At 72.9% G+C, this 11,768-nt stretch carries 13 protein-coding genes; 6 read left to right on the top strand and 7 right to left on the bottom strand.

Features of this window, described 5'->3' with window-relative positions; genetic code table 11:
- The first annotated feature begins 76 nt into the window (after positions 1-76).
- The 3 genes from AB0G28_RS40380 to AB0G28_RS40370 are packed head-to-tail and all read left to right on the top strand — an operon-like array spanning position 77 to position 4,009.
- On the top strand, positions 77-2,659 hold the full coding sequence (locus AB0G28_RS40380; protein WP_361102351.1) for an FtsX-like permease family protein: 2,583 nt from the start codon (positions 77-79) through the stop codon (positions 2,657-2,659).
- A complete protein-coding gene (locus AB0G28_RS40375) occupies positions 2,652-3,344 on the top strand; it encodes an ATP-binding cassette domain-containing protein (RefSeq protein ID WP_361102348.1) in 693 nt (230 codons plus the stop codon). Before AB0G28_RS40380 ends, AB0G28_RS40375 begins: the two co-directional genes overlap by 8 nt.
- Positions 3,341-4,009, top strand: coding sequence for an ATP-binding cassette domain-containing protein (locus AB0G28_RS40370; RefSeq protein WP_361102345.1), 669 nt, complete (start codon positions 3,341-3,343; stop codon positions 4,007-4,009). Before AB0G28_RS40375 ends, AB0G28_RS40370 begins: the two co-directional genes overlap by 4 nt.
- Here the strand turns inward: AB0G28_RS40370 and AB0G28_RS40365 are convergent.
- Positions 3,990-5,183 (bottom strand): FAD-dependent monooxygenase, encoded by a 1,194-nt coding sequence (locus AB0G28_RS40365; RefSeq protein ID WP_361102342.1) that lies wholly within the window; start codon positions 5,181-5,183, stop codon positions 3,990-3,992. The two genes, AB0G28_RS40370 and AB0G28_RS40365, sit on opposite strands and share 20 nt — an antisense overlap.
- Before the next feature lie 147 nt (positions 5,184-5,330).
- On the opposite strand from AB0G28_RS40365, the gene AB0G28_RS40360 reads away from it, so the two are divergent.
- The gene (locus AB0G28_RS40360; RefSeq protein WP_361102339.1) at positions 5,331-5,684 is read left to right on the top strand and encodes a VOC family protein; all 354 of its coding nucleotides are present in this window, start codon (positions 5,331-5,333) and stop codon (positions 5,682-5,684) included.
- On the opposite strand, the gene AB0G28_RS40355 is transcribed toward AB0G28_RS40360, so the two are convergent.
- Positions 5,681-6,520: an oxidoreductase gene (locus tag AB0G28_RS40355; protein ID WP_361102336.1), complete on the bottom strand. Its 840-nt coding sequence runs from the start codon at positions 6,518-6,520 to the stop codon at positions 5,681-5,683. The genes AB0G28_RS40360 and AB0G28_RS40355 overlap by 4 nt on opposite strands.
- A 98-nt stretch (positions 6,521-6,618) precedes the next feature.
- Here AB0G28_RS40355 and AB0G28_RS40350 point away from each other — a divergent pair, with 98 nt between their 5' ends.
- Positions 6,619-7,521: a LysR family transcriptional regulator gene (locus tag AB0G28_RS40350; RefSeq protein WP_361102333.1), complete on the top strand. Its 903-nt coding sequence runs from the start codon at positions 6,619-6,621 to the stop codon at positions 7,519-7,521.
- Here AB0G28_RS40350 and AB0G28_RS40345 read toward each other — a convergent pair.
- Positions 7,518-8,147 (bottom strand): NAD(P)H-dependent oxidoreductase, encoded by a 630-nt coding sequence (locus AB0G28_RS40345; protein WP_361102330.1) that lies wholly within the window; start codon positions 8,145-8,147, stop codon positions 7,518-7,520. The genes AB0G28_RS40350 and AB0G28_RS40345 overlap by 4 nt on opposite strands.
- A 149-nt stretch (positions 8,148-8,296) precedes the next feature.
- Here AB0G28_RS40345 and AB0G28_RS40340 point away from each other — a divergent pair, with 149 nt between their 5' ends.
- A complete protein-coding gene (locus tag AB0G28_RS40340) occupies positions 8,297-9,376 on the top strand; it encodes a GDSL-type esterase/lipase family protein (protein ID WP_361102327.1) in 1,080 nt (359 codons plus the stop codon).
- Between the two features lie 22 nt (positions 9,377-9,398).
- On the opposite strand, the gene AB0G28_RS40335 is transcribed toward AB0G28_RS40340, so the two are convergent.
- Genes AB0G28_RS40335 through AB0G28_RS40320 form a run of 4 tightly spaced genes read right to left on the bottom strand, consistent with a single transcriptional unit; the run spans position 9,399 to position 11,550 of the window.
- Entirely contained in the window at positions 9,399-9,698 is a 300-nt protein-coding gene (locus tag AB0G28_RS40335) for a hypothetical protein (RefSeq protein ID WP_020638237.1), read from the bottom strand.
- Positions 9,685-9,909, bottom strand: coding sequence for a hypothetical protein (locus AB0G28_RS40330; protein WP_093946846.1), 225 nt, complete (start codon positions 9,907-9,909; stop codon positions 9,685-9,687). The genes AB0G28_RS40335 and AB0G28_RS40330 overlap by 14 nt, the downstream gene beginning before the upstream one ends.
- Before the next feature lie 46 nt (positions 9,910-9,955).
- The gene (locus tag AB0G28_RS40325; RefSeq protein ID WP_361102323.1) at positions 9,956-10,411 is read right to left on the bottom strand and encodes an Lrp/AsnC family transcriptional regulator; all 456 of its coding nucleotides are present in this window, start codon (positions 10,409-10,411) and stop codon (positions 9,956-9,958) included.
- On the bottom strand, positions 10,408-11,550 hold the full coding sequence (locus tag AB0G28_RS40320; RefSeq protein WP_361102320.1) for a Xaa-Pro peptidase family protein: 1,143 nt from the start codon (positions 11,548-11,550) through the stop codon (positions 10,408-10,410). Before AB0G28_RS40320 ends, AB0G28_RS40325 begins: the two co-directional genes overlap by 4 nt.
- Positions 11,551-11,768: the final 218 nt, after the last annotated feature.

Below are 11,768 nucleotides of genomic sequence, written 5' to 3'. Positions count from 1 at the left end.
AACGTTCCAACTCCCAGGGGCCTGCCGGTAGCGTGCGTCCATGCGGGTGAAGTGGGGGAAGATTGGACAACCCAGAGTGACCAAGCCGTGGCGGGCGGCCCCGAGGGCCGCCCTTTCCAGTCCGCTCACGTTGATCGTGGCGGCCGTGACCTCGTTGCTCGCCTGTTTTCTCGGCACCGCCGCGGTGCTGCAGGCGTCCGCGGCCGGCGGGGCGGCGGTGGCCTACCAGACCGGGATCACCTGTCCCGACAGCTACGGCCCGATGTTCGGCAAGGGCAACATGCCGGTCCGGGACATCCCCGCGGTGACCGGCGCGATCCAGCGGCACGCCGCCGCCCACGGGTTCTCCACGCCGGTGGTCAGCCAGTACACCCACGTGCTGCGCGGCGTCGAGTTCAACGGCGACCCGCACTACAAGGTCCGGTTCGGCTACCGGGACCAGGCCGGCCTGGACAACCTGGCGCTGCGGCAGGGCACCCGCGCGCCGGGGCTGTGGCTGGGCAACGTCGTGGCCGACGCCGAGCACATCGGCGTCGGCACGAAGCCGAGCCTGCAGGGGGTTCCGCTGCCGCCGGTCACCGGGATCTACCGCGACCTGCTCGACCCGCCGCCGCGGTGGTGGTGCTCGCAGCAGTCCGGCGCCGTCGTCGACCGGCTCGCCGACGACCCGGTCGACTCGACCGTGTTCGCCACCGACCGGAAGACGTTCGACGACACGGTGCAGGCGATCGGCCTGCCGGTGCTGGAGTTCTTCCACGTCTCCTTCTACGAGCCCGCGCCGACGACCCTGAGCGCGGCGGAGGATCTGGTGCGCCGTTCGCGCGACCTCGTCGCCGACGTCCGCGCCGACCTGACCGCCCAGGGGCTCGGCTCGCTGGTCGCCGCCGACGTCCCGACGTTCGAGCGCTCGGCGGTGATCGCCCGCCAGGCCCAGGACAACGTGTTCGTCTCGATCCTGCCGCTGGCGCTGATCAGCGTCCTGGTCGGCTGCGCCGGCCTCGGCACGGTGGCCCTGCAGTGGTACCAGCGGCGGCACGCGCAGCTGCGGCTGCTCTCGGCCCGCGGCAGCGGCCCGGCGGCGCTGGGCGGGCTCGCGGTCGCCGAACTGGGCCTGCCGATCCTGCTCGGCGGCGCCGCGGGCGCGGTCGCGGCGCGGGTGCTGCTCGGTGTGTACGGGCCGCCCGGGGCACCCGATCCGGCGGCCGTGCTGCGCGCCGGCGTCGTCGCGGCGGTGACGCTGGTGGTGTCGCTGACGCTGCTGGCGCTCGTCGTGGCCGTGCGGGCGCACCGGGAGTTCGAGCTGGGCCGGGTCCGGCGCCGCGGCAACCGGGTGCGGCTGCTGGCGTACTTCCCGTGGGAGCTCGCCACGGCCGGGATGGCGTGGCTGGGCTGGACCCGCCTGGCCCGCTACGGCACTGCGTCGCGGCTGGGAAATCCATTACCGCAGGTCGATCCGCTGGCGCTGACGTATCCGGTGTTCGTGGTGCTGACCGTGGGCCTGCTGACCGCGCGGCTGGCGTGGCTGGCGCTGCACGCCTCGCACCGGGCCCGGTTCTGGTCGCGCCCGGCGCTGCAGCTGGCGATCCGGCGGCTGGCCGGCGCCCGGGCCCCGGTGACCGGGGTGCTGGTCATCGGCACCCTCTCCATCGGCACGCTGGCCACCGGGATCGGCATCGCCCGCGGCCAGGAGGAGGCCCTGGACACCAAGTCGGCGATCTTCGTCGGCAGCAACACCCGCCTCGACACCGACAGCCCGATCGGCATGGGTGACATCGCGATGCCCGCGTCGCTGGCGGGAACCAGCACCGTGGTCGGGGAGCTGACCGGCACCGGCAGCGTGGTGCTGGTGGTCGACCCGGCGACGTTCGCCCGCGGCGCCGCCGTGGACCGCGTCCCCGGCGGCGACCTCCCCGAGCTGCTGCGGAAGATCTCGCAGCCGGACCCGCGCGGCACGCCGGTGATCCGGGTCGGGCACACGGCCAAGCAGACCGGCGAGCTGCCGGGCGGCCTGCCGGACGCCGTCGTCGCCGGTGACCTGCCGGTGTTCCCGATGATCGGCACCTCCCCCGGCTACGTCGTTTCGCGCGCGGTGCTCGGCCGGGCGCAGCTGGACGGGGTGCCGAAGTGGAGTGTGCTGACGACGTCGCCGATGGCGGAGGCGACCGCCGCGCTGCGGGCGGCGGGGGTGTTCATCCCGAACCGGGTCAGCCGCGAGTCCGCTTTGGACGGTCTGCCGTTCTTCGTGGTGTCGTGGACGTTCTCGTTCGTGGCGCTGCTGGGTGCGGTGCTCGGGGTGGTGGCGGTCCTGGCGCTGCTGGTGGCGGTCGAGGTCCGGCGGCGGCAGAACGCGCTGGCCGGGGCGCTGGTGCTGCGGATGGGCATGCGGCCGCGGACGCTGCTGGCCAGTCACCTGATGGAGCTGGGCGCGCTGAGCGGGCTGGCGATCGCCGTCGGGGTCGTGTGCGGGGTTTCGGTGGCGGGCCTGTCGGTGCCGCGGTTCGACCCGGCGACGTTCCTCGCGCCGCGGTCGGAGCTGCCGGATCCGCTGCCGTTCGTGCTGACCGTGCTGGCCGTGGGCGTGCTGGTGGTGGGCCTGGCCGGCTGGATCGCGGTGCGCTCGGTGCGCACCGCCCGGACCGCGGAGCTGATCCGTGCCTGAGAAGCCCCTCTTTTCCTTACGCGGCATCGGTGTCGACTACCAGACGCCGGCCGGCGTGGTCACCGGCGTCGACGACGTCAGCATCGACGTGCCCGCGCGCGGGATGACCGTGCTCGCGGGACCGTCGGGGTCGGGGAAGTCGACGCTGCTGCGGGTGCTGGGGCTGTTCGAGCCGCCCGCGCGCGGCACGATGACGTTCCAGGGCGCCGATGTCCGCAAGCTCCGGCACCGGGAGCGGCGGGCGTTGCGGCGCCACCACCTGGGGCTGGTGTTCCAGAACCCGGCCGACAACCTGCTGGGCTACCTGACCGTGGCGGAGAACCTCCGTGCCGCGGCCGAGGCCGCCGGGACCGAGTGCACCGCCGAGGACATCCTCGGGCAGCTGGGCCTGCACGGCACCGGCGGCTGGAAGATCTCCGCGCTTTCGGGCGGGCAGCAGCAGCGGCTGGCGTTCGGGTGCGTGCTGGCCGCGCGCTCGACGGTGGTCCTGGCCGACGAGCCGACGTCGCAGCTGGACGCGGCGTCGGCCGACCTGGTGCTGGACACCCTGCGGTTTCTGGTGGACCAGGATTTCGCGGTGCTCGTCGCCTCGCACGACGAGCGCCTCATCGACCTCGGCGCGCGGGTGGCCCGGCTGCACAAGGGTTCGCTCGAAGGCGTCGAAGAACGGGAGCCGCCGGCATGACAGTCGTGGAAGCCGTCGGGCTGCGCCGCAGTTTCGCCCACCCGAGCGGGGACATCGAGGTGCTGCGCGGGCTGGAGCTGCGCGTGGGTGCCGGTGAGCTGGTGACGGTGTCGGGCCGGTCGGGCTCGGGCAAGAGCGCGTTGCTGGCGCTGCTGTGCGGGTTCGACTCCCCCGACTCCGGTTGTGTGCTGCTCGACGGCGTCCCCATCAGCGGCGCGCCGCCGTGGCACACGTGCGCGGTGCTGCCGCAGGCCCTGGGGCTGGCCAACGAGCTGACGATCGCCGAGAACGTCGCCCTGCCGCTGCGGCTGCGCGCGGACGTCCCGCGCCCGTCGCCGTCGGCGATCGCCGAGCGGGTCACCGGCCTGCTGGACGAGCTGGGCATCGGCGGGCTCGGCGACCGCTACCCCCTGGAGGTGTCGTTCGGGCAGCAGCAGCGGGTGGCGCTGGCCCGGGCGGTCGCCGGGCGGCCGCGGGTGCTGCTGACCGACGAGCCGACCGCGCACCTGGACGCCGGCTCGACGCCCCGGGTGCTGCGGCTGCTGCGCCGGTGCGCGGAAGAGGGGGCGGCCGTGATCGTGGCGACCCACGACGAGGAGGTCCACCGCATCGCCGACCGCCGTGTCCGGCTGCTCGACGGCGTCCTTACGGCGCTGCTGGACTGACCGAAGCCCCGGAGTCCGGCACCCCGGCGTAGTCGGGCAGGTCGACGCCGTTGATGGCGCGCTCGATCAGCGGCATGAGCGCTTCCATGTCGGGCTCGGCGTCCGCGGCGGCGTCGCGGCTCTGGACGTGCAGCCGGCCGATCTCCTGGTTGGCCTCGACGTACGGGCGCATCCGCGTCTCGTAGCCGGCGAACCCGGCCTCGGGGTCCCACCCGGCGGCGGCGAGTTCGCCGGCCAGCAGGTAGGCGCCGACCAGGGCCAGCCCGGTGCCGCCGCCGGACATCGGCGACGAGCAGGACGCCGCGTCGCCGATCAGCCCCACTCGTCCGTGCGACCAGCGGTCCATGACCACCTGGGCGACCTGGTCGAGGTAGAAGTCCGGGGTGCTGTCCAGGTGGGCGAGGATGCGCGGGGTCTGCCAGCCCAGACCGGCCATGCGCTCGCGCAGGAGGTTCTTCTGCGCCTCGATGTCGCGGTGGTCGACGTCGAAGCCGGCCGAGGGGAAGGAGAGCATGGCCATCGCCCGGGTGGGGTCCTTGAGGGGCCGCAGGCCGGCGGAGCGGCCCTCGTGCTGGTAGTCGAGCATCCAGCGGTCGATCCCGAACTCGTTGGGCACGCTGTAGAAGGCCAGCACGAGCCCGAGGTGGCGGACGAACCGCTCGCGGGGCCCGAAGACCATCGCGCGCAACGCCGAGTGCAGTCCGTCGGCGCCGATGACCAGGTCGAAGCGCCGCCGGTCGCCACCCGCGAACGTGACGTCGACGCCGTCCGCGTCCTGGGTGAGCTCGGCGATGCGGTCGCCGAAGAGGTACTCGACACGAGCGCGGGTGTCGTCGTAGAGCACCTGCGACAGGTCTCCGCGCAGGATCTCGATGTCGGCGATGTACCCGTCGCCGCCGTCGTCCTCGGCGCGGAAGGTCTCCAGCACGTTCCCGCCGACGTCCACGGTGTGCGCGCCGGCGGTCTCGGTGCGGGCCGCACGCACCGCGGCGTCCAGCCCCATCCGCCGGATGACCTCCTTGGCGACCCCGCGCGCGTCGACGGCCTGCCCGCCGGGACGCAGTCCGGGAGCCCGCTCGACCACGGTCACCTCGGCTCCGCGGCGGCTCAGCCAATGGGCCAGCGCGGGCCCCGCGATGCTCGCCCCGGCCACCAAAACCCTGCTCCCGCTCATCGCGGTCCCCCCAACTCCGTCCCGATGCCGGTCCGGAGTGTAGCCGCGGTGACCCCGCCAACCGATCAGGAATCGAGAAGCGCTGGTCAGCGGGCCGGGAATAGCGTCGTCGACGTACCACGGACCACGACTTCAGGAGCACCGAAGATGAGCACCCAGGGGATCAAGACCGTCCTGCACCCCGTCACCGACCTGGCCGCCGCCAAGGCCGTCTACACCGCCCTGCTGGGTACCGAGCCGCAGGCCGACGCGCCCTACTACGTCGGCTACGACACGCAAGGCCAGCACATCGGCCTGGTGCCGAACGGCGCGCAGCAGGGTATGACCGGGCCGGTGACGTACTGGCACGTCGGCGACATCGAGGCGAAGCTCGCCGAGGTGACCGCGGCGGGCGCGAAGGTCAAGGACGAGCCGAAGGACGTCGGCAACGGGCGCCTGGTGGCGACCTTCACCGACGCCGACGGCAACGTCCTCGGCCTCCTGCAGGACCCCCAGAGCTAGTCGAGCGCGGTGGCCCGGCTGACCTCCTCCCAGGCGGCCAGGTCCGCCGCGACGGCCTCGTGGTGGGCGCGGATCGCTTCGACGGCGTCCGCGCCCAGCGCGAGCCGCAGCGGCGCGTCGTCGCTGCCCACCGCGCGGACGATCGCGGCGGCCGCCTTGGCCGGGTCGCCGGGCTGGGTGCCGTCCATGTTCTCGACCGCTTCGCGGGTTCCGCCGGTGGACACGGTGTAGGCGTCGATCGTGCGGGACCGGTGCATCCGGGCGCCGCCGAACTCGGTGCGGAACGCGCCGGGCTCGACGATCAGCACCTTCACGCCGAAGGGCGCGACCTCCGCGGCCAGTGCTTCGGAGATGCCTTCCAGGGCGAACTTGGTCGCGCAGTAGGCGCCGTAGCCCGGCGGGGCCAGCTGCCCGCCCATCGAGGTGATCTGCACGATCGTGCCGCTGCCCTGCGCGCGCAGGTGCGGCAGCGCGGCCTTGGTCACCTCGACCGCGCCGAAGAACATCACTTCCATCACCGCGCGCAGCTCGGTCATGGTGAGCTCTTCGACCGCGCCGACCGTGCCGCTGCCGGCGTTGTTGACCACGACGTCGATCCGGCCGAACTCCTCGAGCGCGGTCTTCACCGCCGCGTCGATCTGACCGGCGTCGGTGACGTCCAGTGCCGCGGTGCGGACCCGATCGCCACCGTGTTCCCGCAGTTCGGCCAGGGTCTCCGGCCGCCGGGCGGTGGCCAGCACGCGGTCGCCCGCGGCCAGGGCGGCCAGCGCGATTTCCCGGCCGAAGCCGGCGGAGCAGCCGGTGATCAGCCAGACGCGGCCGTCGGTGTTCGTCATCTTCGGTTTCCTCCCAGTGGTTTTCCTCCTTCCATCCTGGCGACGATCATGACCGGGCGGCCAACACCGATGTCCTGCCGCGGCTACAGTCTGAGCCTGTGACTCCCGAGTTGCGGCAGCTTCGCTACTTCGTCGCTGTCGCCGACGAAACCAGCTTCACCCGCGCCGCCGCGGGCCTGCACATCGCGCAGCAGTCGCTGTCGCAGCAGATCACCGTCCTGGAACGGGCCTTGGGCGCGCGGCTGTTCGACCGAGGCGCGCGCGGAGCGCGGCTCACCGCCGTCGGGGAGCTGTTCCTGCCGGAGGCCCGCGCGGTGCTGGCCCGCGCGGACGAAGCCGTCGCGACGCTCGGGCGGGCGGTGCGCGGCGAGATCGGCAGCGTGCGGCTGGTCTTCCTCGCCACGACGGCGAACTACCTGCTGCCGCCAGTGGTCCGCGCCGTCCGTGAGCGGTTCCCCGACCTCGCGGTGTCGACGGCCGAGGCGTCGATCGCCGAGCTCGTCGACGGTCTGCGGGAAGGCCGGTTCGACCTGGCCTTCACCCGGCCGCCGCTGGTCGAGGGCCTGGTGTCGCGGACGCTGCTGACCGAGGAGGTCTGCGCGGTGCTCCCGGCCGACCACCCGCTGGCCGGCCGGGCTTCGCTGAAGCTGGCCGACCTGGCCGCCGAGCCGTGGGTTCTCACCCCGCGCAGCAGCTGGGATCCCTGGCACCGCCGTTACGACGACGACTTCGCCGCCGCGGGCTTCATCCCGCGCGTGGTGCAGCGGGCGTCGACCGTGCAGGGGCTGCTGGGCCTGGTCGCGGCCGGGGTCGGCGTCACCCGGCTGGCCCGCTCGTCGCACAGCCTCCGCCGCACCGGCGTGGCGTTCGTCCCGTTGGAGGACGACGTCGCGCTCACCGAGCTGGTGTGGTTGCCGGGCAACGACAATCCGGCGGTGCGGACGATCGCCGATCTGGCCGCCGGCCTCGCGGCGGCCACTGACCTGACCGAGGCGGGTTAGAACGCCTTCGCGACGTCCCGGGCTGTTTCGTGGGCGATGCGGAAGGCTTCCTCGGTGTCGCCGGTGAGGGTGGGGTGGAACCGGATCTCGGCGACGTCGTCGATGCCGGTCCAGTTGAGCCAGCCGGTGAAGAACGGCGCCTGGAAGTCCGCGCCGAACTCGGGCCCGAGGCCGGGCGCCCACACGGCGCTGGTGTAGATGACGGCGGCGCGCTTGCCCCGGCCGGCGAGCAGGTGCTGGTAGCCGGTCACCGGGTCGACGCCGAAGACCAGGCCGGGCTGGGAAACGACGTCGATGAACTGCTTGAGCACGTACGGCACCCCGGAGTTCCACATCGGCACGCTGAACAGGATCCGGTCGGCGGCGTCGAACCGGGCGAAGGCTTCGCCGGCCGCGCGCCACGCCTCGCCTTCTTCACCTTGCGGAGTGCCGCCGCCGAAGACGGTCATCTTGGCGCGCGCCGCGGCGGGGCCGAACGCCGGCAGCGAGCCGTCCCAGAGGTCCCATTCGTCGATCTCGGCGCTCGGGTGAACGGTGCGGTAGGTGTCCAGGAAAGTAGCTGCCAGGCGCAGCGACTGGGAGTCCTCGCCCCGGGGCGACGCGGAAATGTGCAGCAGATCGGGCATGTCTCGGCTCCTCGACAGTTTTACGGACCACGGTCCGGTTATGCCTTGACCGTATCGGACCACAGTCCGTTTCGTCAAGGCGCGGAGTGACCGGTGACGCACCGTGTCCGGGACCGAAGTCGATCACCCGATCCGTAGAATCGACGGCGATGCGACGTCTTCGGTGGTATTGGGGGGCCCTGGTCCTCGCGTGCGTGGCCGTGCTGGCCGCGTTCTTCGTCTTCTTCGGCTCGGAAAGCCGCCCCGGACACCCACAGCCGCGGCAGGGACCGCCCGGCACCGGCCCGCTCACGGTCGTCGCGATGGGTGACAGCACGGTCTCCGGCGAAGGCGCCGGGCAGTACACCGCCGCCACCAACGGCCAGGGCGGCAACTGGTGCCACCGCTCCCCCAACGCGTTCGTCGAGAAGATCGCCGTGCCCGGTGTCACCGCGCACGTGAACCTCGGCTGTTCCGGCGCGCCCGCCGAGCAGGTCGCGCTCGGCGACGTCAAGCAGTGGACGGAAGGTTCGCAGGCGCAGCAACTGGCGGCGCTGGTGAAGGACCACCGGGTGGCCGCGGTGGTGATCGCGGTCGGCGCGAACGACGAACCGAAGTTCTCCAACCAGGTCACCGAGTGCTTCAAGGCGTGGTTCAGCCCCGGCGGCCCGCCCTGCAGCACCGCACTGAAGCAGACCTGGCAGTCCAAAGTGGACGCGATGGTGCCGAAGGTCGCGAAGGCGGTCTCGGACGTGAAGACGGTGCTGGCGCAGGCGGGATACGTGCCCGCGGACTACCAGCTGATCCTGCAGTCCTACGCCGCGCCGATCGGCCCCGACCTGCCGGAGGACCTGCGCAGCCTCAACGGCTGCCCGTTCCGGGTCGAGGACCTGCAGTGGATCTCCCAGACCGGCATCGGCATCCTGTCCTCAGGCCTGAAGGCAGCCGCACAGCAGTCCGGCGCGCGGTTCCTGGACCTGGCCAAGGCGGGTTTCAAACACGAGGCGTGCAGTGGCGGCGCGAACCCCGCCACGGAGTGGTTCACGCGGCTGACGCTGCAGCTGGCCGACCTCAGCCGGGTCGAGCGGGCGGGACACGCGCTGCAGGAGTCGTTCCACCCCAACGCCGCCGGCCACACCGCGATCGCCAACTGCCTCACCGAGTTCATCGCGGCCCGCGACGGCAACGCGTCCTGCCTGGCGGGTGCGGACGGCAAGCTCCACGCGGCCCCGGAAGTCGTCGCCCGCTGACGTACCGTTCCGGTACGCGGTGTCAGAGGTCGAGGGCGGCGCGCAGGGCGATGTCGATGCGTTCCTGGACGTCCTGGTCGATCTCGGCGACGCGTTCGTCGAACCACGGTCGGTAGAGCCGGGTCAGGTTGAGCGTCGACACCCAGTAGCGGGCGTCGATCGCCACGCCGAGGATGTCCATCGGGTCGCGGTCGAGCAGTTCGGTGCCGAGCAGCCAGGGCCGTTCGGACTCGTTCACCCCGTCCGAGGACAGCAGCACGACCGTGCGCTGCCGGGCCGGTTCGGTCGGGGGGTGGTACGTCCAGACTTCACCCCTGCGCACGCAGATCCTTCTCCGCCGCGCTGCGTTCGGCCTCGTCCGATTCCGCGACGCCCGGTTCCGGCTTCTGCGGGGTGTAGCCGGTGCGGACCGCCTCGCGCCTGGCCGCCTTCGACAGCCAGGACGAGACCGAGATTCCGTGGGCTTTCGCGGCTCGTTCGGCGAATTCCAGCGCGCCGCTGTCCAGCGAAAGAGTCACCTTACGTGTTGCCATACCTTTTACCGTACCAGCGCCCCGGCCACCGGGCGGGACGCCGGGATCAGAACGTCGGCGAACGTCCCTCGAACGGCGTAGAGAGCACGACCGTCGTGCGCGTCGACACCTTCGCGGCCTCCCGGATCCGGCGCAGCAGGTCCTCCAGCGCCAGCGGCGACTGGACGCGCACCAGCAGGATGTAGGACTCGTCGCCGGCCACCGAGTAGCACGACTCGATCTCCTTGATGTGCTGGATCCGCTGGGGGTAGTCGTCCGGCGCCGCCGGGTCGTTCGGCGTCAGCGAGATCAGCGCCGTCAGCGGCAGCCCGATCTGCTCGCCGTCCAGCCGCGCGGTGTAGCCGAGGATGACCCCGCGCTGCTCGAGGCGGCGCACCCGCTGGTGCACCGCCGACACCGACAGCCCGACGCGCTCGGCGAGGTCGGTGAAGCTGCGCCGCCCGTCGGCCGCGAGCTCCTGCACGATCGCCTGGTCGAGCGGCTCCAGGCCGCCGGGCGTCATGCGTCCAGCACGACGAGCTCGTGCGGCTGGTTGTTGACGGACTCGACGCCGTCCTCGGTGACGATGACGATGTCCTCGATCCGGGCGCCCCACCGGCCCGGCTGGTAGATGCCCGGCTCGACGCTGAAGGCCATGCCCGGCTCCAGCGGCAGCGCGTTCCCCGCGATGATGTACGGCTCCTCGTGCACGTCCAGGCCGATGCCGTGGCCGGTGCGGTGGATGAAGTACTCGCCGAACCCGGCCTCGGCGATGACGTCGCGCGCGGCGGCGTCGACGGCCTCGGCGGTCACGCCGGGCCGCACGGCGGCGACCGCGGCGGCCTGGGCACGCTGCAGCACCGCGTAGGTCCCGGCGACGTCGGCATCCCGCGGCTCGCCGACGGCGTAGGTCCGGGTGGAGTCGGAGTTGTAGCCCGCCGGCAGCGGCCCGCCGATGTCGACGACCACGACGTCACCCTCCTCGATGACGCGATCGGAGACGTCGTGGTGCGGGCTCGCGCCGTTCGGGCCGGAACCGACGATGACGAAGTCCGCCTGGACGTGCCCCTCCTCGACGATGGCCGCGGCGATGTCGGCACCGACCTCCGCCTCGGTGCGGCCGGGCCGCAGGAACTCCGGGACGCGGGCGTGCACCCGGTCGATCGCCGCACCGGCCTCGCGCAGCGACGCGATCTCGGCGGCGTCCTTGCGCATCCGCAGCTCCCGCACGACCGGCCCGGCCAGCGTCTGCTCGGCCTCCCCGAGGGCGGCCCGCAACGCGAGCACGTGCAGCGCCGGGGTGAAGTCGCTGACCGCGACCCGGCCGGGCTTGCCGAGCCGGTCGACGACCAGCTTGTAGGGGTCGTCGCCGTCCACCCAGGTGAGCAACTCGACGCCGAGCTCGTCGGTCGGGACGTCGGCGTAGCCGGGCGCCTCCAGCTTCGGCACCACCAGCGCGGGCGTGCCGTCGGCCGGAACGACGAGGGTGGTCAGCCGCTCGAACGAGCCACCCGCCTGGCCGAGCAGGTAGCGCAGGTCGGAGCCGGGCGCGATCAGCAGGGCATCGGTGCTCGCGGCGGCCGCGGCGGCCCGGGCGCGGTCCAACCGGGCACGAAGGGCGGCGGCATCGGGAGCGGGCGTGTGGAGGGAACGGCGCGACATGGGCCCGAGCCTAGTGGGCCGCACACGGCGGCCGGACCGCCTGGGCCCACGACATGCCGAGCCGGGTGACCCGCACCGTCCGGCAGGCCGCGCTCCCCCGGCCGGACCAGGGCAGAGGGTCGCGAATGAGTCATCGGGGACCGACCAACAACCCGCGAAGACAATAACGGCCCCCCCCGGCCCCCCCCCCCCGGCGGGGGGGCCCCCCCACGCGCGCG

The sequence above is a fragment of the Amycolatopsis sp. NPDC021455 genome (genome assembly GCF_040640995.1).
Taxonomy (GTDB): Bacteria; Actinomycetota; Actinomycetes; order Mycobacteriales; family Pseudonocardiaceae; genus Amycolatopsis.
This window is presented reverse-complemented; position numbering and strand designations above follow the sequence as displayed.